Genomic DNA, 23,518 nt, shown 5'->3' with positions numbered 1-23,518 from the left:
TATACCAAAAAAAGGTCCATTTCCCCAACGTATGGCTTGAAAATTACTCTTTAGACTTTATCCTTAGAAAATAAAAATTCTCTAAGCTATTTAGAAAAAAATCTAAATAGCTCTTGTGTTTAGAATAGAAAGGTGTATAATGTTATTTAGAAAAACATCTAAATAGAAAGTGACGTTACATATATGTCAAATAAGAGAACAATCCTTCTTTTTGTGGTCTTGGCTTATGCCCTTGCTTGGATAATATGGTTGGCACTATGGCTAAGTGGTGTTAGTCTAAATTCTCCATGGAGTCAGCTTGCTAGTATTGTAGCCATGTGGATGCCTGCACTTGCAGTCTTTCTCTTAGGGAAAATCACGAATCAACCTAGTGGAATCAAATCTAAATTAGTCGTGAATCTCAAGAGGAACTGGCGCTTTTACTTACTAGCTATCTGGTTACCAGCAGTTATCAGTTTTTTAGGAGCAGGACTTTATTTTCTTGTATTTCCTAGCAATTTCAGCCTTGGTTTTGAATCTATTCAAGCCATCTTACAAGAAAAAGGTGTCTCTCAATCAACCATTCCCTTATCTTTCTTGGTCTCGATTCAAATCCTAGCTAGTTTGACCTACGCTCCTTTTCTTAATAGTTTCTTTGCATTGGGAGAGGAAATTGGTTGGCGTGGCTATCTTTACCCAGCTCTAAGAGGACGCTTTTCAATAGTTCAGACTCATGTCTTGCTTGGTCTCATTTGGAGTCTTTGGCATTTACCAATCAATTTGCAAGGATATAATTATGGTCTTACTTATTTTGCTTATCCCGTTTTGGGAGTTGTTGCTATGTTTCTATTTTGTTTTAGCCTAGGAATATTGTTGAGCTGGTTGTTGGAAAAGACAGGTTCTATCTGGGCTTCTGCCCTATTTCATGGGGCAATCAATGCAACTGCAGGTATTGGGTTACTCTTCCAATTACCAGGAGAAAAAGTTTCAAGCCTCTTGATTTTAGGCCCATCACCGACCGGAATGCTATCAGTTCTACCTTGCTTATTCCTAGCCCTACTAATATTACAAAGGGAAAGGAGTCATTATGAGTTTTGCAAATAGTTTTAAAGCCTTATCTCATCCAGTTAGGAGAGAGATTTTAAATTTACTCAAAGCAGGTAGATTATCTGCAGGAGAAATTGCCAGTCAATTCGAGTTGACAAGTGCAACGATTTCACATCATCTCACGATTTTGAAAGCAGCGGATTTGATTCATGAAATGAAAGAAAAAAACTTTATTTATTATGAGTTAAATACATCGGTTTTAGAGGATATAATGGTTTGGTTAGCAGATCTGAAAGGAGATCATTTTGATGAAGATAAAAATCAATAAGAAATTGGTATTATTTACGAGCATTCTCATCCTACTACCTTCCCTTGTAGGTTGTGTTTTCTGGAATCAATTACCAGAGGAGATACCCACTCATTTTAATCTACTGGGTCAAGCAGATGGCTACAATCATAAAATGTTTGCTATCTTTGGATTACCTACTCTCATGCTTTTGATGCATTGGTTGCTTCTATTTTTAATGATTAAGGATCCTAAATCTAGCAATATCAGTTCAAAAATACAAGTTTTGATTTACTGGATTATTCCTTTTGTATCTTGTCTATTAATGATTTCTATCTTCGGAGAATCTTTGGGTTATTCCATGATGAGTGGGCTATTAGCTCAGATTTTTATGGGAGTCGTTATGATCGTAATTGGAAATTATCTACCAAAAACACACCGAAATTATATAATCGGTATTCGACTTCCGTGGACCTTGGAGAGTGATAAAAACTGGAGAAAAACACATCGATTAGCTGGAAAAATTTGGGTGTTAGGAGGATTGTTATTGTTTCTAAATTCCTTTGTTCAAATATATGTTTACTGGGTGTTTTTCTTGACACTTCTACTTGTGGTGTTGATGCCTGGTGTTTATTCATATCAATTATCAAAATCAGAATCTTGAAATAGCTACTGGAGTCATTAGTTTGAGAAGTTGGTCTGATAAGTCTATTTCCCCAACGTATGGTTTGAAAAATCACCCTCTTTCGTTTATAATGAAGAATGACTTTATGAAAGGGAGTGAAAATAAATGAAATTTTACTCATATGACTATGTGCTTAGCCAAATCAGTCAGCAAAATGGCATCATGATTGGCTTTGGGATTGTCCTCCTAGCTATCACAGGATTTTTTGCTTTTAAGGCTTATCGTGATAAAAAGGGGACTAAGTTTCGGGAATTGGTCATGATTTTAGCCTTGACCTTAGTGGCTATGCTTTTGGTGACAATTTCAAAATACCAGACCAATCAAGCCTCTAACAATCAATTTCAAACCTCCCTTCATTTCATAGAGGTTGTTTCCAAAGACTTGGAAGTGGATAAATCAGAAGTTTATGTAAATACTTCTGCAGCCACTGATGGAGCGCTAATCAAGGTGGGTCCAAATTTCTACCGCGCTATGAACGGGAGCCAACCAGACAAGTATCTTTTAGAGAAATTAGAATTGCATCAAACAGATGCTATTGAATTGGTGGAGGTAAACAAATGACGCTCAACTATATGGAAATTTTAATCAAACTGGCCTTGGGTCTTTTCTCTCTTGTTTTTGTTATCAATGTGACTGGGAAGGGAAACTTGGCACCTAACTCTGCGACAGACCAAATTCAAAACTATGTTCTCGGTGGCATCATCGGTGGGGTGATTTACAATAGTTCAATCAGCATTCTGCAGTATGCAGTGATTTTGATGATGTGGACGATTTTGGTCTTGACTCTCAAGTGGCTCAATAATAATGTTCGTTTTGTCAAACGCTTGATTGATGGGAAACCGACTCTCCTCATCAAAAATGGGAAGATTGACCCAGAAGCCTGTCGTTCAGTTGGTTTGTCTGCGGCAGATGTTGCTCTCAAACTTCGTAGCCAAGGAATTTTCCAGATGAAGCAAGTTAAACGAGCTGTGCAGGAGCAAAATGGTCAACTCATCGTGGTCCAAATGGGAGATGAAAATCCTAAGTATCCAGTTGTGACTGACGGTGTGATTCAAGTTGATGTTTTGGAATCGATTGGTCGTAGCGAAGAGTGGCTGCTTGATAACCTCAGCAAGCAAGGGTATGACAATGTAGCCAACATCTTTATCGCTGAGTATGACAAGGGTGCTGTTACAGTTGTAACCTATGAATAAGAAAAACCTGGGGTCTTGGCCTCAGGTTTCCATTTGCAATCAGAAAGGGATTTTATGTCCATTATTCAAAAACTTTGGTGGTTTTTCAAGTTAGAAAAACGCCGTTATCTAGTCGGGATTGTGGCCTTGGTCTTGGTTTCCGTCCTCAATCTCATTCCCCCAATGGTTATGGGGAGGGTCATTGATGCCATCACATCGGGGCAATTAACCCAGCAGGACCTCCTTCTTGCCCTATTTTACTTGCTTCTTTCAGCCTTTGGGATGTACTATCTGCGCTATGTTTGGCGTATGTATATCCTTGGGACTTCCTACCGTTTGGGACAGATTATGCGCTCTCGCTTATTTGAACATTTCACAAAAATGTCTCCAGCTTTTTATCAAACCTACCGGACGGGGGACCTGATGGCACACGCAACCAATGATATCAATGCCCTAACGCGTCTGGCAGGGGGTGGTGTTATGTCTGCCGTGGATGCCTCTATCACGGCTTTAGTGACCTTGATGACCATGCTCTTTAGCATTTCATGGCAAATGACCTTGGTTGCCATTCTACCCCTGCCTTTCATGGCTTATGCGACCAGTCGTCTAGGGAGAAAGACCCACAAGGCTTTTGGCGAATCACAGGCTGCCTTTTCTGAACTCAATAACAAGGTGCAGGAGTCTGTATCAGGTATCAAAGTGACCAAGTCTTTCGGTTACCAGGCGGACGAGCTCAAGTCCTTTCAGACAGTCAATGAATTGACCTTCCAAAAGAACCTGCAAACCATGAAATACGATAGTCTCTTTGACCCTATGGTTCTCTTATTTGTTGGTTCCTCCTATGTTTTAACGCTCTTGGTAGGCTCCTTGATGGTTCAGAAAGGGCAAATTACGGTTGGTAATCTGGTCACTTTTATCAGTTATTTGGATATGCTGGTTTGGCCTCTTATGGCCATCGGCTTCCTCTTTAATATTACTCAGCGAGGGAAAGTTTCCTACCAGCGGATTGAGGAACTTTTGTCTCAGGAATCACCTGTACAAGACCCTGAGTTTCCTCTAGACAGTATTGAAAATGGGCGCTTGCAGTATGCCATTGATAGTTTTGCATTTGAAAATGAGGAAACACTGACAAATGTTCACTTTAGTTTGGAAAAAGGGCAAACATTGGGATTAGTTGGTCAGACAGGCTCTGGGAAAACGTCCTTGATTAAACTCCTCTTGCGTGAATACGATGTGGATAAGGGAGCCATTTATCTAAACGGTCACGATATTCGTGACTACCGTTTGACAGACCTTCGTAGTCTCATGGGCTACGTCCCTCAGGACCAGTTCCTCTTTGCGACTTCGATCTTAGACAATATCCGTTTTGGGAATCCTGATTTACCCCTTTCAGCGGTCGAGGAAGCGACTAAGCTAGCTCAAGTTTACCAAGATATTAGAGCTATGCCTCAAGGATTTGATACCTTGATTGGTGAAAAAGGGGTCAGTCTTTCTGGAGGTCAAAAGCAGCGTCTGGCCATGAGTCGGGCTATGATTTTAGCCCCAGATATCTTGATTTTGGATGATTCTTTGTCGGCCGTGGATGCCAAGACGGAGTATGCGATTATCGACAACCTCAAGGAGACGCGAAAAGACAAGACAACCATCATCACAGCCCATCGCCTCAGTGCAGTTGTCCATGCAGATTTGATTTTGGTTCTGCAAAATGGTCAAATTATCGAACGAGGCATGCACGATGACTTGCTAGCTTTGGATGGCTGGTATGCCCAAACCTACCAGTCTCAGCAGCTGGAAATGAAAGGAGAAGAAGATGCAGAATAAGAAAGAACAATGGACTGTATTGAAGCGCTTGATGTCCTATCTCCATCCTTACGGGCTCCTGACCTTTTTGGCACTCAGTTTTCTCCTAGCGACGACGGTCATTAAAAGTGTCATTCCCCTTGTGGCTTCCCACTTTATCGACCAGTATCTGAGTAATCTTAACCAACTAGCCATTACCGTTTTGCTGGCCTACTATGGTCTCTATATATTGCAAACTCTGGTTCAGTATGTCGGCAATCTTCTCTTTGCGCGGGTATCCTACAGCATCGTTAGAGATATTCGTCGAGATGCCTTTGCCAATATGGAGAAACTAGGCATGTCTTATTTTGATAAGACGCCAGCAGGCTCTATCGTCTCTCGTTTGACCAATGATACTGAGACCATCAGCGATATGTTTTCAGGGATTTTATCTAGCTTTATCTCAGCAGTTTTCATCTTTCTGACAACTCTTTATACCATGTTGGTGTTGGATTTTCGTTTGACAGCATTAGTCTTGCTCTTTCTCCCCTTGATTTTCCTTTTGGTCAATCTCTATCGGAAAAAATCAGTGAAAATCATTGAGAAAACCAGAAGTCTCTTGTCAGATATCAATAGCAAGCTGGCTGAAAACATCGAGGGAATCAGAATAATCCAGGCCTTTAATCAAGAGAAGCGCCTGCAGGCGGAATTTGATGAGATCAACCGAGAACACTTGGTCTATGCCAACCGTTCTGTAGCCTTGGATGCCCTCTTTTTGAGACCTGCCATGAGTTTGCTGAAACTCCTAGGATATGCAGTTTTAATGGCCTACTTTGGCTATCGAGGTCTTTCTATAGGGATAACGGCAGGAACTATGTATGCCTTTATCCAGTACATCAACCGTCTTTTTGACCCCTTGATTGAAGTAACGCAAAACTTTTCAACCCTGCAAACGTCTATGGTTTCTGCAGGCCGTGTCTTTGCCTTGATTGACAATAGGATCTATGAGCCCCTTCAAAAAGATGGGCAAGCCAAAGTCCAAGAGGGAAATATCCGTTTTGAACATGTATGTTTCTCTTATGATGGCAAACATCCGATTCTGGATGATATTTCCTTCTCCGTTAACAAGGGTGAGACCATTGCTTTTGTGGGGCATACAGGTTCAGGGAAATCTTCGATTATCAATGTCCTCATGCGCTTTTATGAATTTCAGTCAGGGCGAGTTCTCTTGGATGATGTGGATATCCGCGACTACAGTCAAGAAGAACTGAGAAAAAACATCGGTCTGGTCTTGCAGGATCCTTTCCTCTATCATGGAACCATTAAGTCCAATATCGCCATGTACCAAGAAATCAGTGATGAGCAGGTCCAGGATGCGGCAGCCTTCGTGGATGCAGATTCCTTTATTCAAGAACTTCCTCAGGGATATGATGCACCTGTTTCCGAGCGTGGTTCTAGTTTTTCAACTGGTCAGCGTCAGCTTCTTGCCTTTGCTAGAACAGTCGCCAGTCAGCCTAAAATTCTGATTTTGGATGAAGCGACTGCCAATATTGACTCTGAAACAGAAAGCTTGGTTCAAGCTTCTCTGGCGAAGATGAGACAGGGCCGAACAACCATTGCTATCGCCCACCGTCTTTCTACCATCCAAGATGCCAACTGTATCTATGTTTTGGATAAGGGACGCATTATCGAGAGTGGAACCCATGAGGAACTCTTGGCCTTGGGAGGAACCTATCACAAGATGTATAGCTTGCAGGCGGGGGTCATGTCCTAATACCCTTTGATTTTCATTGAGTGTAAGAAGGAAATCCTTCAAATTGCAGATTTCTTTCACCGCCTTTTCCATTTTGTGGTATAATGAAAAATGTTGACAAATAGTATAATAAAAACAAAGGAGAAACAGCATGCTGAAATGGGAAGACTTGCCCGTGGAAATGAAATCAAGCGAGGTTGAGTCTTACTACCAGCTTGTTTCTAAAAGGAAGGGTTCGCTGATTTTCAAGCGTTGTTTGGACTGGGTTCTAGCCTTGGTCTTACTGGTTCTGGCCTCTCCCATCTTTCTCATCTTGAGCATTTGGATCAAGTTGGATAGCAAGGGGCCAGTGATTTACAAACAAGAGCGCGTGACCCAGTACAATCGACCTTTCAAGATTTGGAAGTTCCGTACCATGGTGACGAATGCAGACAAAAAAGGAAGTTTGGTGACTTCTGCTAACGATAGCCGCATTACCAAGGTTGGCAATTTCATCCGCCGTGTGCGTTTGGACGAACTGCCTCAGTTGGTCAATGTCCTTAAAGGCGAAATGTCCTTTGTTGGTACACGACCTGAAGTGCCACGCTACACAGAGCAGTATAGCCCTGAAATGATGGCGACCTTGCTTTTGCCAGCAGGGATTACCTCTCCAGCCAGCATCAACTACAAGGATGAGGACACTATCATCAGTCAAATGACCGAAAAAGGCCTGTCAGTTGACCAAGCCTATGTCGAACACGTCCTTCCTGAAAAGATGCGCTATAACCTCGATTATCTCCGAGAATTTAGTTTCCTTGGAGACATCAAAATCATGTTTCAAACCGTGTTTGAAGTGCTAAAATAAAGTAGCCATGAGAAAATGAGTACAGATAAAAGGAGCAAATCAATGCCAAATTACAATATTCCATTTTCACCTCCCGATATTACAGAAGCAGAAATTGCTGAAGTAGCGGATACCCTTCGTTCTGGTTGGATTACAACAGGTCCTAAGACCAAAGAACTGGAGCGTCGCTTGTCCCAATACACACAGACGCCTAAGACTGTCTGCCTTAACTCTGCGACAGCCGCTCTGGAGTTAATTTTGCGTGTGCTTGAAGTTGGGCCTGGTGATGAAGTCATCGTTCCAGCCATGACCTATACAGCTTCATGTAGTGTTATCACTCACGTAGGGGCGACCCCTGTCATGGTGGATATCCAAGCAGATACGTTTGAAATGGACTATGACCTGCTGGAGCAAGCCATTACTGAAAAGACTAAGGTGATCATCCCAGTAGAGCTCGCAGGGATTGTTTGCGATTATGACCGTTTGTTCCAAGTTGTGGAGAAAAAACGTGATCTCTTTACCGCTTCAAGCAAGTGGCAAAAAGCCTTTAACCGTATCGTGATTGTTTCTGATAGTGCCCATGCTTTGGGATCTACTTATAAAGGACAACCAGCTGGTTCTATCGCTGACTTTACTTCATTCTCTTTCCATGCTGTTAAGAACTTTACAACAGCTGAGGGAGGAAGTGCGACTTGGAAAGCCAATCCAGCGATTGACGACGAAGAGATGTACAAGGAATTCCAAATCCTTTCCCTTCACGGGCAAACTAAGGATGCTCTTGCCAAGATGCAACTGGGGTCGTGGGAATACGATATCGTCACACCAGCCTACAAGTGCAATATGACTGATATCATGGCTTCCCTTGGTTTGGTACAATTGGGCCGCTATCCAAGTTTGTTGCAACGTCGTAAGGACATCGTGGACCGCTATGATCGTGGTTTTGCAGGTTCTCGTATCCATCCATTGGCACACAAGACTGATACAGTTGAATCATGCCGCCACCTCTACATCACCCATGTAGAAGGAGCAAGCTTAGAAGAACGCAATCTTATCATCCAAGAATTGGCTAAAGCAGGAATTGCAAGTAATGTGCACTACAAACCGCTTCCTCTGTTGACCGCCTACAAGAATCTTGGCTTTGATATAGCCAACTATCCTAAGGCCTATGCCTTCTTTGAAAATGAAATTACGCTCCCTCTTCACACTAAATTAAGCGATGAAGAAGTAGACTATATCATTGAGACTTTCAAAACAGTTTCTGAAAAAGTACTAGTTTCATCAAAAAAATGACAAACTACAGTCAAGTAATAGTGATTCTGTTTCTAAAAAGTCTAATTGAGTGTAAAACTGTTGTTTTCAATTGAAAGTCCTATAGTAAAATGAAATAAAAACAGGACAAATCAATCAGGATAGTCAAATTAATTTCTAGCAATATTTTAGAAGCAAAGGTGTACTCTTATAGTTTCAATATACTGTATGGTTTGAAATGAGATGTGAGCAATTTGGTGTAGCATTTAGAATTTTTATTAGGCATCATTTAGAAAATGTAGTGTCTTGTTCTAGTTTTCAATTCACCCTATTTTTTGAAAGACGCGAGTTTCCACGAATGAGGTTGTGGAAACTCGCGTCTTTCTTTTTTGTTTTCAGAATATTGTTCAAAGTTTTGAGACTATTTTTCATGTTCTAGTCATTCTTTTGAAATAATCTATAAAACACGTGTCTGCAATGATTTATATGTCCTATTCCAGTATTTTAGAAGAACTGCGTCTATTTTTATAGAGCTTGAATCTAGCTTTTATAGAAAATCTATTTAAGAAATATATTGTATTGTTTTGATTTCAATCCGCTATATGAACGATATTCATGTAAATATACCTGGCGAATGCTTGCATGACAAGATATTTGTTCTTGTATTTATAAATTAGTATTTTACGAGATGTCAACATGCTTTAAATACAGTGAATAGGATATTTTTATGTTCAAGCTAAGAAAGATAGTAATCACTTTTGAATGGAAGGTTAAAGAATTATTAGAAGTATGGTTAGATATATAAATGGTCACGCTTTCACAATTTTGATATTTTATTGTGTTATTCCTTGACAATTTTGATTTAAAAATATATTATAAAGAAAATGACAGCGGTGTCATTTTCTGGTATGGAATTTATATGAATATTAAATTAGGACATAATGTTTTTAATTGGAGGCTAATATGAAATCTTTTCAACAAAATGAGGTTTTCTCTATTCGTAAGTTTAAGGTGGGAGTTTGCTCAGTTCTCTTAGCGGTTTTATTTATTGGAACACAAAGTGTTTTAGCTAATGAAGTAGTTGGTGAAACTTCTTCGTCTAAAGATAATATGCAAATGAACTCTTTGTTGAGTAGCACATCTACATCATTATCTGCGGAACCCCATTCTGATACTCTCAGTCTTGATAACAATTCAAGTTTAAGTACTGATAATAATGGAGGAGTGAGTATTAATCAAAATAAACCTGATATAACAAATGATACTATGATGGGTAACATCTCTGGGATGGAAGTGAATACTATTTTAAGTACTAATCTGAACGAAGACGTAGCTTTGAATGTTAAAGATTATGGAGCAATAGGTGACGGAGTTAATGATGATCGACAAGCAATTCAAGATGCAATAGATGCTGCAGCTCAAGGGCTAGGTGGAGGAAATGTATATTTTCCGGAAGGAACTTATTTAGTAAAAGAAATTGTTTTTTTAAAAAGTCATACACACTTAGAATTGAATGAGAAAGCTACCATTCTAAATGGTATAAATATTAAGAATCACCCTTCTATTGTTTTTATGACAGGTTTATTTACGGATGATGGTGCGCAAGTAGAATGGGGCCCAACAGAAGATATTAGTTATTCTGGTGGTACTATTGATATGAACGGTGCTTTGAATGAAGAAGGAACTAAAGCAAAAAATCTACCACTTATAAATTCTTCAGGTGCATTTGCTATTGGGAATTCAAATAACGTAACTATAAAAAATGTAACATTCAAGGATAGTTATCAAGGGCATGCTATTCAAATTGCAGGTTCGAAAAATGTATTAGTTGATAATTCTCGTTTTCTTGGGCAAGCCTTACCCAAAACGATGAAGGATGGGCAAATCATAAGTAAGGAGAGCATTCAGATTGAACCATTAACTAGAAAAGGTTTTCCTTATGCCTTGAATGATGATGGGAAAAAATCTGAAAATGTGACTATTCAAAATTCCTATTTTGGCAAAAGTGATAAATCTGGGGAATTAGTAACAGCAATTGGCACACACTATCAAACATTGTCGACACAGAACCCCTCTAATATTAAAATTTTAAATAATCATTTTGATAACATGATGTATGCAGGTGTACGTTTTACAGGATTCACTGATGTATTAATCAAAGGAAATCGCTTTGATAAGAAAGTTAAAGGAGAGAGTGTACATTATCGAGAAAGCGGAGCAGCTTTAGTAAATGCTTATAGCTATAAAAACACTAAAGACCTATTAGATTTAAATAAACAGGTGGTTATCGCCGAAAATATATTTAATATTGCCGATCCTAAAACAAAAGCGATACGAGTTGCAAAAGATAGTGCAGAATATTTAGGAAAAGTATCAGATATTACTGTAACAAAAAATGTAATTAATAATAATTCTAAGGAAACAGAACAACCAAATATTGAATTATTACGAGTTAGTGATAATTTAGTAGTCTCAGAGAATAGTATATTCGGTGGTAAAGAAGGAATTGTTATTGAGGATTCAAAGGGTAAAATAACCGTTTTAAATAACCAATTTTATAATTTATCCGGTAAGTATATATCATTCATCAAATCTAATGCAAATGGGAAAGAACCAGTTATACGTGATAGCGATGGTAATTTCAATATTGTAACGGAGAATGGGCTTTACAAAATTGTAACAAATAACTTAAGTGATAAAAACGAAAAAGAAAAAAACAAAGAGGAAAAATTTAAAACAAGTTCATATGTGCATGAAAAACAATCTAATTCAAATAATGTAATTGATAGTAACCAGAAGAAAGGAGAGTTTAACTCAAGTAAAGATAATAGACAAATTAATGACAAGATCGACAATAAACAAGATAATAAGACAGAAGAAGTGAACCATAAAATAGTTGGAGATGGTATAGAAACTGAAAATCATATTAATAAATCTAAAGAAATAGTAGATGTAAAACAAAAATTACCAAAGACTGGTTCGAACAAGATTATGGAACTATTCTTAACAGTGACAGGAATTGGTTTACTTTTGACACTAAAAGGGTTGAAGTATTATGGTAAAGATAAATAAAATTTGTTCGATACAAGGAAGTTCCGTAGAAAATGAGGATGCTGTAGGTTCACAAAATCAGTATTTTTGGATTATTGATGGAGCTACAGATTTATATAATTCTAAAGAGGAGATAGGTTATTCAGTCTCAGAAGTTGTACATATTTTATCAGAAAGTTTGTCGGTTAATTGTAAAGAATCAAAAACTCTTAAACAAATATTTGAAACTGCTTTACTCGAGGTTAAAGATGAAATCGGTTTAAACTCATATGAATTAACAGAGTATTATCGCTTACCAACATTTGCTTTTATATTTGCTAAACTTTCAGAAAAAAAGTTGGAGTATATGATGCTAGGTGACTGCGTCATGTTAGTAAACGAAATGGAAATAACTGATCATAGAGTAGATAACTTATTTGAAAAAGGGAAAAATGAGATAAAAGACTCAATTGGTACAAATAGTGTTTTAAATAAAAAAATTATTTTACAAAAAATCAGAAAATTATCTAATCAACCGAATGGGTACTGGATAGGTTCGTTGGATGAGAGATTTTTAGACTATGCTATTATTAATCAAATAGATGTTACTAGTGAACAAATTATTTTAATGAGCGATGGCTTTTATGAATTCTATCAAAATAATCAAAATAAAACTTTTGAAGAGTTAATTAAGATGAGATTTAATTCTTCTGCTATTGATCCAATCTATGGAAAGAAGGATGATGCAAGTATTCTAGTTATTGATGTTTGATATATTGTTTAAAATATTAATTGTTTCTATTGAACTTTGTTAAGAAGAGGTACCTAAATGCTAAGGTTATATTTAGAAAATGAAATTATAGAATTATCAAATAATTTAGAGACCATTTGGGTATCTGTGCTTGATAAATATGAGAAGTTATTTGAATATTTATCAAATGAAGAACGAGTAGAATTGATTAAAGATGATTTAATCATAAATGAGTCAGTTCTAAATATTGATAAAAAAGGATATGAGTTAATTTGTTTACAACATCCTGTTTCATATGACTTAAGAAGAATTATTAGTGTAATAAAAATATCAACTGACATTGAACGTATTGGGGATAGAATTGTTGAAATTTTAAAAAATCTACAGATTATTCAAAATAATGAAATGTTGAAGAAAATTATTTCAGAAATAAAAATACTTCATGAAGTTATCGGACTGCATATGAATAGGGCTATATCTTGTTATAGAGAGGAACAATCTGGATGTTTAGATATGGTTGTTATACAAAAACAGAATGAGATAGAAGAGCTTAGTATAAATATTGAAAAGAAAATAATGAATTACATATTTGAAGATGATGGGAACGTTTCTGAAGTAATTGGTGCTTTAGATATTATTCATCACCTTGATAAAATTGCTCATACTACGCAATCAATTTATAAATGGATAATGTATAGAAAATATGGGAACATAAATTAGAAAGAAAAATATATGAAAACAATTATTGATAATTTTGTTGATAGAGTAATTGAATACGGAATGTATAATGAAATTGACAAAATATATGTGAAAAATAGAGTACTAGCGTTAATAGGTGAGGAGGGAACTGATTGTATTTCCGATGAAAATGACCTGAAACTAATAAAAGATTACTTAGTGGAAATCGCCTTAAAAAACGGTAAAATTAAAGATTTAATCGAGGAAAAGGAATGTTTAGGAGCAGAGTTAATGAATTTCATAGTTCCTTTACCTAGTCGATTAAATGATATTTTTTGGAGTTCATATGATATATCACCTCAAGAAGCAGTTGAAGAGTTTTATAAATTAAGTAAAGATAGTGATTATATTAAAACTTCTGCTATTGCTAAGAATATTGAGTTTCGAGCATCAACTAAATACGGAGAGCTAGAGATTACGATAAATTTGTCAAAACCCGAAAAAGATCCAAAAACAATTGTTGCTGAAAAATTAGTAAAAGCAACTAATTATCCCAAATGTTTACTATGCATGGAAAATGAAGGATATCAGGGGCGAATAAATTATCCAGCACGTTCGAATCATAGAATTATTCGGTTGAAACTTGGTGACGAAGTATGGGGATTCCAGTATTCTCCCTACTCATACTTTAATGAGCATGCGATATTTTTAAATAGTCAACATGTACCAATGGCTATTACCTCTAAAACATTTGAACAATTATTGGAGATTGTTGATATTTTGCCAGGATATTTTGCTGGTTCAAATTCTGATCTTCCTATCTCAGGAGGCTCCATTCTTAGTCATAACCACTACCAGGGAGGGAAACATATTTTCCCAATGGAAAAAGCAAAATTTGAGAGTGAATTTCGTTTTAAAGACTTTGAGGATGTTAATGCTGGTATTGTAAAATGGCCAATGTCAGTAATTAGGTTACAAAGTGAAAATAAAAATCGCTTGTTAGATTTAGCTACTAAAATTCTAAATAAGTGGAGAGAATATTCAGATTTAGAAGTAGACATCATTGCTATGACTGAAGATGTCCCACACCATACGGTGACTCCTATTGCTCGTAAAGTGGACGGGAGATATGAATTAGATATTGTTCTAAGAGATAATCATACTACTGAACAATACCCAGATGGTGTTTTCCATCCTCATCAAGATGTACAACATATTAAAAAGGAAAATATCGGGTTAATCGAAGTGATGGGACTTGCGATATTACCACCTCGTTTGAAACCAGAGTTAGAAGAAGTTGGAAAATATCTTTTAGGAGAGGATAACGCAATTGCGGATTATCATTTAGAATGGGCCGACCAATTGAAAGAAAAATATCCTCGCATTAATAAAGAAGAGGTTAATAGCGTAGTTCAACACGAAGTAGGACAAGTGTTTGCGAGAGTTCTGGAAGATGCAGGAGTTTATAAGAATACACCGTCTGGGCATGAAGCGTTTATGAGATTTGTTAAGTCGGTTGGAATTAATTAGGAGGAAACCCAAATGGCAATATTGGTAACAGGCGGAGCTGGTTATATTGGTAGCCATACCGTAGTAGAATTACTAAATTTAGGAAAGGAAGTTATCATTGTCGACAACCTTTCGAACTCTAGCATCTTGGTGCTAGACCGTATTGAAGCAATTACAGGAATACGTCCCGTGTTTTACGAATTAGATGTTTGTGATAAACAAGCATTGAGAAAGGTATTTGAACAAGAATCGATTGATGCTGCAATTCATTTTGCAGGTTATAAAGCTGTCGGAGAATCCGTGCAAAAGCCTGTGATGTACTACAAAAATAATATTATGAGTACATTGGCACTTGTTGAAGTGATGTCAGAATTTAATGTTAAAAAGATTGTCTTTTCTTCAAGTGCGACTGTATATGGAATTAACAATCAGTCACCTCTAATTGAGACGATGCAAACAAGTGCTACAAATCCTTATGGGTATACGAAAGTGATGCTTGAGCAAATTTTAAAAGATGTTCATGTGGCAGACTCAGAATGGAGTATTGCGTTGCTTCGTTATTTCAATCCAATTGGTGCTCATGAGTCTGGTTTGATTGGGGAAGATCCCTCAGGAATTCCTAACAACTTGATGCCTTATATTGCACAAGTAGCGGTAGGTAAGCTGTCAGAGCTAAGTGTGTTCGGAAATGATTATGATACGCTTGATGGTACTGGTGTGCGTGATTATATCCATGTAGTAGATTTAGCAATAGGACATATAAAAGCTTTAGAAAAAGTATCTGAAAAAACAGATGTTTATATCTATAACCTAGGCTCGGGAGAAGGCACTAGTGTATTACAACTTGTAAATACATTTGAAAGTGTTAATAAGATCCCTATTCCTTATAAAATAGTCCCAAGACGTTCAGGAGACGTTGCAACTTGTTATGCAAATGCAGACAAAGCATATAAGGAATTAAATTGGAGGACAACAAAATCGATTGAAGACATGTGTAGAGATACATGGAATTGGCAATCAAAAAATCCCAATGGCTATAATTGATGATACTGTCTATATGAGTGCTGTATTTTGGAAAAATTACTTAAACTTTTAATGAAATGCATATTTAATGAAAGATAAATTTTTTTAAAAAATGTTTGAAAGCGCTTGACAAAGTAAACGGTTTCGTTATATAATATAAGCATAGATGACACCGGTGTCAAATATAAAAAAGAGGGTCTTTATATGAAAAACCTAACAAAAATTAAGTTCAAAGAAAATGGAGAATTTAATCATTTTCCAGGAAATACTGTTGTAGCAAATCTTTATACTAAACAAGATTTGATGGAAGTTGTTGATATTATTCAATCACGTTATAGAGAATTACCATTTATCGATAAGTTTACTTTAACTCCAAGGAATTCTATTCACATGACTGTAATTGAATTGTTGTGCCATGAAAATCGTGAAACGGAGTTTTGGAGCAGTAATCTTCCTCTTGATACACCTTTACAGGAAATACATGATTACTTTGCTAAACAACTTGAAATTTTTCCATTGTTGGATGAAGAAATTCATATGCGTGTGACTGAAATGGGAAAACAAAACATACTAGTTGAACCTGCAGATGAAGCTTCTGCAAAGAGATTAGAAGAAATTCGTACTTATGTTTCAGAAAAAGCAGGTGTTCGTTTCCCTAATCATGATAGATATCAATTCCATATTTCAATTGGATATCTTCGGATTCCTCTAACCGAAGAGGAGGAAGAAGAGTTTACTAAAGTCAGAGCAGAATTAACTGAAATCTTATTAGAGAAGATTCCAACTATTACTGTAAACCGTATTGACTATACTGTATTTGAAGATATGAGACAATTTGTTCCATATCACGAAAAATTTAAATAAAATAATAAAAAAGGAGAACTTATCATGAAAAAAATGAAAGTTTGGTCTACTGTACTTGCAACGGGAGTTGCTCTTACTACACTTGCTGCTTGCTCTGGAGGTTCAAATTCTACGACTGCTTCTTCATCTGAAGAAAAAGCTGATAAAAGTCAAGAATTAGTAATCTATTCGAACTCAGTTTCAAATGGTCGTGGTGATTGGTTAACTGCTAAAGCAAAAGAAGCTGGTTTTAATATAAAAATGGTTGATATTCCTGGTGCTCAATTAGCAGACCGTGTTATTGCCGAGAAGAATAATGCAGTTGCAGATATGGTATTTGGAATTGGTGCTGTTGATTCAAATAAAATTAGAGATCAAAAATTACTAGTCCAGTACAAGCCTAAATGGTTAGATAAAATTGATCAATCTTTATCAGATAAAGATAATTATTATAATCCTGTGATTGTTCAACCATTAGTTTTAATTGGGGCGCCTGATGTAAAAGAAATGCCTAAAGATTGGACTGAATTAGGTAGTAAGTATAAAGGTAAATATTCAATTTCTGGTCTTCAAGGTGGTACAGGACGGGCAATTCTAGCAAGTATCTTAGTTCGATACCTTGATGATAAAGGTGAATTAGGTGTTTCCGAAAAAGGTTGGGAAGCAGCAAAAGAATATTTGAAAAATGCATACACTCTTCAAAAGGGAGAAAGTTCAATTGTTAAGATGTTAGACAAAGAAGATCCAATACAATATGGAATGATGTGGGGTTCTGGTGCATTAGTTGGACAAAAAGAACAAAATGTTGTTTTCAAAGTTATGACTCCTGAGATTGGTGTACCATTTGTAACTGAACAAACTATGGTTTTAAGCACTAGTAAAAAACAAGCGTTAGCTAAAGAATTTATTGATTGGTTTGGTCAAACAGAAATTCAAGTAGAATATAGTAAGAACTTTGGTTCTATTCCTGCAAATAAAGATGCCCTAACAGAGTTACCTGAAGATACGAAAAAATTTGTGGATCAAGTGAAACCACAAAATATTGACTGGGAAGCTGTTGGAAAACATTTGGATGAATGGGTAGAAAAAGCTGAATTAGAATACGTACAATAAGAAATAAGAGTTAATTTTTATGTCCAAGTCTCTCTATTATTTCTAAATTTATAGAAGAAATAAAGAGAGGCTTTTGGTTTAGTAATAGAGGGAGTTAGTGAGATGATTAAATTTGATAATATTCAAATTAAATATGGTGATTTTGTTGCAATTGATAATCTAAATTTAGATATACATGAAGGGGAATTCTTTACATTTCTTGGGCCTTCAGGATGTGGTAAATCAACTACTTTGAGAGCATTGGTAGGTTTTCTAGATCCATCATCAGGAAGTATTGAAGTTAATGGAACAAATGTCACTCATTTGGAACCTGAAAAGCGTGGAATTGGTATTGTATTTCAATCTTATGCGCTATTTCCAACTATGACTGTTTTTGATAATATTGCATTTGGTTTAAAAGTTAAGAAGGTAGCTCCAGATGTTATTAAAGCTAAAGTATCAGCAGTAGCAGCAAAAATTAAGATCTCTGATCAACAGTTACAGCGTAATGTATCAGAATTATCTGGGGGTCAACAACAAAGGGTAGCATTGGCTCGTGCTCTGGTTCTTGAACCTAAAATTCTTTGTCTAGATGAACCATTGTCAAACCTTGACGCAAAATTACGTGTAGATTTGAGAAAAGAGTTGAAAAGACTTCAAAAAGAGTTAGGTATTACTACTTTATATGTTACTCATGATCAAGAGGAAGCCTTGACTTTATCTGATAGAATTGCAGTCTTTAACAATGGATACATCGAACAGGTCGGTACACCAGTAGAAATTTATCATAATTCTCAAACTGAATTTGTATGTGATTTTATTGGAGATATTAATGTTTTGACCGATGAAACAGTCCACGAAGTATTACTGAAAAATGCAAGCGTTTTCTTAGAAGATAAAAAAGGATACATTCGATTAGAGAAAGTTCGATTCAATCGTGAAACTGAACAAGATTTCATTCTAAAAGGGACAATTATTGATGTTGAGTTTTCTGGAGTTACAATTCACTATACAATAAAAGTTTCTGAAAGTCAGATTCTTAATGTAACAAGTATTGATAGTCAGGCTGCTATTAGATCTGTCGGAGAAAGTGTGGAATTATTTATCACACCATCAGACGTTCTGCAATTTTAAGGAGGTGCAGTATGCGTCATAAATTAAATTTAAAAGATTGGCTTATTCGTTTAGGGTTAATCTGGTTCTTAGTAACATTTATTATTTATCCAAACTTTGATCTAGTAGTGAATGTATTTGTAAAAGGAGGAGAATTTTCCCTTGATGCTGTACATCGTGTTCTAAAATCTCAAAGGGCACTTCAGAGTATTATGAACAGTTTTAAGTTGGCATTTTCACTCATTATTACAGTTAATATCGTAGGTATTCTTTGTGTTCTATTTACAGAATACTTTGATATTAAAGGTGCTAAAATTTTAAAATTAGGTTATATGACCTCTTTAATTTATGGAGGAGTGGTTTTAGCGACTGGATATAAATTTGTCTATGGTCCTTATGGATTGATTACAAAATTTTTACAAAATATTATACCTTCTTTAGACCCTAACTGGTTTATTGGGTATGGTGCAGTCTTATTCATTATGACATTTTCAGGAACTGCTAATCATACATTGTTTTTAACAAATACAATTCGAAGCGTTGACTATCACACTATTGAGGCTGCTCGAAATATGGGAGCAAAACCATTTACTGTTTTCCGAAAAGTAGTGTTACCAACCTTAATTCCAACTCTATTTGCACTTACTATCATGGTTTTTCTTAGTGGTTTATCTGCAGTAGCAGCACCCATGATTGTTGGTGGTAAAGAATTTCAAACTATAAATCCAATGATTATTACATTTGCAGGGATGGGGAATTCTCGTGATTTAGCTGCCCTACTTGCAATTATTTTAGGTATTGCAACTACAATTTTGCTTACTATCATGAATAAGATAGAAAAAGGTGGAAATTATATTTCTATCTCTAAGACTAAAGCGCCTCTTAAAAAACAAAAAATTGCGTCTAAGCCTTGGAATATCATTGCTCACATTGTAGCATATGGATTGTTCACAGTTTTCATGCTTCCACTAATTTTTATAGTATTATACTCATTTACAGATCCAGTTGCAATTCAAACAGGTAACTTAACATTATCAAACTTTACTTTAGAAAATTATCGCTTATTCTTTAGTAATAGTGCGGCATTCTCTCCATTCTTGGTCAGCTTTATTTATTCTATTATCGCTGCGACAACAGCAACAATTCTAGCAGTTGTATTTGCTCGTGTTGTCAGAAAACATAAAGCTCGCTTTGATTTCTTATTTGAATATGGTGCTCTACTTCCTTGGTTACTACCAAGTACACTTTTAGCAGTAAGTTTATTATTTACTTTTAATCAGCCACAATTTCTTGTCTTGAATCAGATTTTGGTAGGTAGTTTGGTAATTCTACTTATTGCATATATAGTTGTAAAAATCCCATTTTCTTATAGAATGGTACGTGCTATTTTATTTAGTGTTGATGATGAGATGGAAGATGCAGCAAGAAGTAGGGGTGCTTCACCTTTTTATACTATGATGAAGGTTATCATTCCATTTATTTTACCGGTTGTTCTCTCTGTTATTGCTTTAAACTTTAACTCTTTATTAACTGACTTCGACTTATCTGTATTTCTTTACCATCCATTAGCTCAACCGCTGGGTATAACTATTCGTTCAGCAGGTGATGAAACAGCAACTTCAAATGCTCAAGCACTTGTGTTCGTTTATACTATTGTATTAATGATAATTTCTGGTTCTGTATTATACTTTACTCAGAGACCAGCTAGTAGAAAAAGGAAATAATAATGCAGGCAACAAGCTTAGGACTATCATATATCGAAATTGTATTAAGAATTGTACTTTCATTAGTTATTGGTGGTGTAATTGGTTTAGAGAGAGGAAGTAAATCTCAACCAGCAGGTATTCGTACACATAGTATTGTTTGTCTGGCTGCATGTTTAATTATGATGACTAATGAGTATGTATCTTATAAATTTGGTACAGGAGATCCTACACGCTTAGGTGCGCAAGTTATATCAGGTGTTGGTTTTCTTGGGGCTGGAACAATACTTATTACAGATAAAAAGAAAATAACTGGTTTAACAACTGCAGCCGGAATATGGGCTTCAGCTGGAATCGGTCTAGCTATAGGTGTTGGTTTTTATGAAGGAGCCGTACTAGGAGCAGTTTCTGTTTGGAGTGTTATAACTATGTTCCAACCTTTAAAAAAATATCTTCAAAGTCGTTCAAAGATAATCGAATTGTATATCATTGTTAGATCTACAGAGGCATATAATCGGGTACTAGTATACTGTGCTGAGAATGGCATTAGAATGACTGATTCTAGAACTGCATTTGGAGATGTTAATTCAGAAAGAATTGAATATTTTGATGTTCCAGACAAAAAAATCGCGTCATTTATTACTCTGGAATTATCAGGTAGATTTGAGCACCTTAAACTAATGGAAGAAATTGCTAATATTGTTGGTGTGATTTATGTTGAGGAAATCAGCTAATCTAGGGATAAACAAAGGGACGGATTATTCTAGTCCTTTTGTTTTCTTTAAATAATAAGAAATATAAGGGCACATCTAAAAACTCAATTTCAATACTTTTAAACATTGATGTATCAACGTTTTCTGAGCAATAAAAATAGAAAATCGGTAGTTTTTAGAGGTGTCCATAATAATTTTTGAAGAAAAGGATCTAACTAATTTGAGAGTATATAAAGTGGATTTTGATGCAGGAAAAATAACTTATTTTGATGACTATAATCTCATACAGGTATACCACTTCCATTCATTTTATGATGTTTGTGAGATGGTGTTCGCTTGTCATTTACCATTTGAAGAAATGCTTAGAAATGTTATTGTTAAGGAGAAAGCTGTTCCCATATTAGAGTGTTATATTGAACAGATAATGAATACATTTCTAAATACAGAAGGATTTACTGAAAATGATTCCTTGGAATTTTCAGGTAGTGTATTTTCTTATCCGGTGATTTGTAATGCAGTTTACAAAATAGTACAAAACAGTGAATTGAATTGTAAAATTTATGTTACTAGTACTGAAAGTTAATGTAGATTTAGTGAAGTATTTCCTCCAGATGTAAACTAGATTAAAAGATTAGAATGTAATTTTCTTGTTAAAATAATTTAAATATTGTATAGTTATAGTGAAGGTTTATGACAGGAGTATTTTAATGGAAAAAGGGAAAAAGGTAACGATATATGATATTGCACGTTTGTCTGGTTTTTCTCCAAAGACAGTTTCACGTGTAATAAATGGAGGGAATAGAGTAAAACCTGAGACTTATAATGCCATAAAAAAAGTCATCGATGAGTTATCCTATATTCCAAATGCGTATGCTCAGAATTTAACGAAGAAAGAAACCACGAATATTTTAATATCTGTGAAGAAGATTGATTCTTTTCCTTTAATCTGGTTTCAAACACTTTTAGATAAAGTTTTACAAACTTGTAGACAATTTGGAGTAAATGCTATTGTTGAATATTTTGGAGAGGAAGATTCGATTAGTAATTCAATTATTTCAAGTATTGGTAGCCTTGTAGATGGAGTGATTGTCTTTTATGAGGGGGAGAATGATATTCGAATCCAATATTTAAAGAAAAATAATATGCCTTTCATTGTCTTTGGAGAGTCTCAAACACCTGGAGTAGTTTACGTATCTAACAATAACTTTCAAGCTACTTATGATATGATGAAAGTAGTTTTGGAAAAGAATTTTAAAGATATGTGGTTACTTATGGGAGGTGAGTCTTATGTAAATAAGGATCGAGAGAGAGGAGTGAGAACTTTTTTAAAGGATAATAATTATTCTATGGATTTGAAGGTAGTTTATGGTTTAACTACAATAGAGTCAGTTTATTCCTTTGCTGTGAATGATTTGTCTTTTGGAAATTATCCAGATATTATATTTGTTTCAGGCGATGAAAAAGTTCAGGGACTAATTCGTGCGTGTTACGAAAAAGGAATAGCGATTCCGGATAATATATCCGTTGTTGGATTTGATAATATTCCAATTTCACAGTATTACACTCCTGCTTTATCTACAATTTCTCCTAATTATGTTAAATTAGCTCAAGAAATGATTGAAGGGGTATTAGCAATTATAAAGGGGGAAAGTGTCACATCTGTTGAAGTTTCTACTAAACTTGTTAGGAGACAGAGTTTCTAGTATTGTTTAATTCTTGAAAATCCTAATGGAAAAGATGGAGTGTTCTAAAGTAAGTTCTGTTTAGCCTCCATTCAGTTTCTATTGAGTTGGATCCAATTTCTAACAAGTGGGACATTTTCACGTTCGATTTACTAAAGACATTATCACATTCGAATCACACATCTTTCAAAAAAATTGTAAAAAAGTCTTGACAAAGAAAAAACAAAGTATTAAAATAAGTTCAACAAATCAGAAAAGTAACTATTTTTGATCTTCAGGGAGCCTGTGGTGATTGTGAACAGGTGGTTGGAAATAGTGAAAGTGGGCTGATTTTAAAAATGAATTTGAAACAATGAAAATTCGGTGCGCACACCTTACAGTGCAACTTGTTGTTAGACAAGGCAGAGATGTAAAGGGATAGTCCCTTTATAATTGAGGTGGCACCGCGTTACCAACGCCCTCACACGGAGTAGATTCTGTGTGTGGGCTTTTTTCTATCCGTCGTTTTGTTTATCTTTTATTAGGGCGTTAAGTCGCTTTGATGAACTTATACTCAATGAAAATCAAAGAGCAAACTAGGAAACTAGCCGCAGGCTGTACTTGAGTACG

General features: G+C 35.7%; 21 protein-coding genes and 1 other annotated feature. All 21 genes read left to right on the top strand.

Features of this window, described 5'->3' with window-relative positions; all coding sequences use genetic code 11:
* Window positions 1–183 precede the first annotated feature (183 nt).
* The 21 genes from ADH54_RS02185 to ADH54_RS02080 all read left to right on the top strand — a co-directional run bounded on the left by ADH54_RS02185 (window position 184) and on the right by ADH54_RS02080 (window position 22,930).
* Complete coding sequence (locus ADH54_RS02185) at window positions 184–1,083, top strand: CPBP family intramembrane glutamic endopeptidase (RefSeq protein WP_049523877.1); 900 nt, start codon at window positions 184–186, stop codon at window positions 1,081–1,083.
* Complete coding sequence (locus ADH54_RS02180) at window positions 1,067–1,354, top strand: autorepressor SdpR family transcription factor (protein WP_000006510.1); 288 nt, start codon at window positions 1,067–1,069, stop codon at window positions 1,352–1,354. Before ADH54_RS02185 ends, ADH54_RS02180 begins: the two co-directional genes overlap by 17 nt.
* On the top strand, window positions 1,335–1,976 hold the full coding sequence (locus tag ADH54_RS02175) for an SdpI family protein (RefSeq protein ID WP_000694118.1): 642 nt from the start codon (window positions 1,335–1,337) through the stop codon (window positions 1,974–1,976). Before ADH54_RS02180 ends, ADH54_RS02175 begins: the two co-directional genes overlap by 20 nt.
* Window positions 1,977–2,102: 126 nt before the next feature.
* On the top strand, window positions 2,103–2,558 hold the full coding sequence (locus ADH54_RS02170; protein ID WP_049523876.1) for a DUF3290 family protein: 456 nt from the start codon (window positions 2,103–2,105) through the stop codon (window positions 2,556–2,558).
* Window positions 2,555–3,190 carry a DUF421 domain-containing protein gene (locus ADH54_RS02165; protein ID WP_049523875.1) on the top strand — a complete coding sequence of 212 codons (636 nt, stop codon included), beginning with the start codon at window positions 2,555–2,557 and terminating at the stop codon, window positions 3,188–3,190. The genes ADH54_RS02170 and ADH54_RS02165 overlap by 4 nt, the downstream gene beginning before the upstream one ends.
* Window positions 3,191–3,244: 54 nt before the next feature.
* Window positions 3,245–4,990, top strand: a complete 1,746-nt coding sequence (locus tag ADH54_RS02160; protein WP_049523874.1) for an ABC transporter ATP-binding protein — start codon at window positions 3,245–3,247, stop codon at window positions 4,988–4,990.
* Complete coding sequence (locus tag ADH54_RS02155; protein ID WP_049523873.1) at window positions 4,980–6,722, top strand: ABC transporter ATP-binding protein; 1,743 nt, start codon at window positions 4,980–4,982, stop codon at window positions 6,720–6,722. The genes ADH54_RS02160 and ADH54_RS02155 overlap by 11 nt, the downstream gene beginning before the upstream one ends.
* Before the next feature lie 130 nt (window positions 6,723–6,852).
* A complete protein-coding gene (locus ADH54_RS02150; protein WP_049523872.1) occupies window positions 6,853–7,545 on the top strand; it encodes a sugar transferase in 693 nt (230 codons plus the stop codon).
* Window positions 7,546–7,587: 42 nt separating this feature from the next.
* Window positions 7,588–8,814 carry a DegT/DnrJ/EryC1/StrS family aminotransferase gene (locus ADH54_RS02145; RefSeq protein WP_049523871.1) on the top strand — a complete coding sequence of 409 codons (1,227 nt, stop codon included), beginning with the start codon at window positions 7,588–7,590 and terminating at the stop codon, window positions 8,812–8,814.
* A gap of 921 nt (window positions 8,815–9,735) precedes the next feature.
* Window positions 9,736–11,844: a glycosyl hydrolase family 28-related protein gene (locus ADH54_RS02140; RefSeq protein ID WP_049523870.1), complete on the top strand. Its 2,109-nt coding sequence runs from the start codon at window positions 9,736–9,738 to the stop codon at window positions 11,842–11,844.
* Entirely contained in the window at window positions 11,828–12,574 is a 747-nt protein-coding gene (locus tag ADH54_RS11095) for a protein phosphatase 2C domain-containing protein (RefSeq protein ID WP_080980750.1), read from the top strand. Before ADH54_RS02140 ends, ADH54_RS11095 begins: the two co-directional genes overlap by 17 nt.
* A gap of 57 nt (window positions 12,575–12,631) precedes the next feature.
* Complete coding sequence (locus ADH54_RS02125; protein ID WP_049488246.1) at window positions 12,632–13,273, top strand: phosphate signaling complex PhoU family protein; 642 nt, start codon at window positions 12,632–12,634, stop codon at window positions 13,271–13,273.
* A 12-nt stretch (window positions 13,274–13,285) separates the two neighbouring features.
* The gene (gene galT / locus ADH54_RS02120) at window positions 13,286–14,761 is read left to right on the top strand and encodes a UDP-glucose--hexose-1-phosphate uridylyltransferase (protein WP_049523869.1); all 1,476 of its coding nucleotides are present in this window, start codon (window positions 13,286–13,288) and stop codon (window positions 14,759–14,761) included.
* Between the two features lie 12 nt (window positions 14,762–14,773).
* Window positions 14,774–15,784 carry a UDP-glucose 4-epimerase GalE gene (gene galE / locus ADH54_RS02115; RefSeq protein WP_000996560.1) on the top strand — a complete coding sequence of 337 codons (1,011 nt, stop codon included), beginning with the start codon at window positions 14,774–14,776 and terminating at the stop codon, window positions 15,782–15,784.
* 183 nt (window positions 15,785–15,967) lie between these two features.
* Entirely contained in the window at window positions 15,968–16,627 is a 660-nt protein-coding gene (locus tag ADH54_RS02110; RefSeq protein WP_000793811.1) for a DUF1868 domain-containing protein, read from the top strand.
* 24 nt (window positions 16,628–16,651) lie between these two features.
* Window positions 16,652–17,719, top strand: coding sequence for an extracellular solute-binding protein (locus ADH54_RS02105; protein ID WP_049523868.1), 1,068 nt, complete (start codon window positions 16,652–16,654; stop codon window positions 17,717–17,719).
* 102 nt (window positions 17,720–17,821) lie between these two features.
* A complete protein-coding gene (locus tag ADH54_RS02100; protein ID WP_049523867.1) occupies window positions 17,822–18,832 on the top strand; it encodes an ABC transporter ATP-binding protein in 1,011 nt (336 codons plus the stop codon).
* Between the two features lie 11 nt (window positions 18,833–18,843).
* Window positions 18,844–20,535, top strand: coding sequence for an ABC transporter permease (locus ADH54_RS02095; protein ID WP_049523866.1), 1,692 nt, complete (start codon window positions 18,844–18,846; stop codon window positions 20,533–20,535).
* A gap of 2 nt (window positions 20,536–20,537) precedes the next feature.
* On the top strand, window positions 20,538–21,248 hold the full coding sequence (locus ADH54_RS02090; RefSeq protein ID WP_049523865.1) for an MgtC/SapB family protein: 711 nt from the start codon (window positions 20,538–20,540) through the stop codon (window positions 21,246–21,248).
* 160 nt (window positions 21,249–21,408) lie between these two features.
* On the top strand, window positions 21,409–21,810 hold the full coding sequence (locus tag ADH54_RS02085) for a hypothetical protein (RefSeq protein WP_000022332.1): 402 nt from the start codon (window positions 21,409–21,411) through the stop codon (window positions 21,808–21,810).
* 124 nt (window positions 21,811–21,934) lie between these two features.
* Complete coding sequence (locus ADH54_RS02080) at window positions 21,935–22,930, top strand: LacI family DNA-binding transcriptional regulator (protein ID WP_000410752.1); 996 nt, start codon at window positions 21,935–21,937, stop codon at window positions 22,928–22,930.
* Window positions 22,931–23,150: 220 nt separating this feature from the next.
* Window positions 23,151–23,374, top strand: a binding site (T-box leader).
* Window positions 23,375–23,518: the final 144 nt, after the last annotated feature.

Origin of the sequence: Streptococcus pseudopneumoniae (assembly GCF_001072315.1) — a bacterium.
GTDB lineage: Bacteria > Bacillota > Bacilli > Lactobacillales > Streptococcaceae > Streptococcus > Streptococcus pseudopneumoniae_R.
This window is presented reverse-complemented; position numbering and strand designations above follow the sequence as displayed.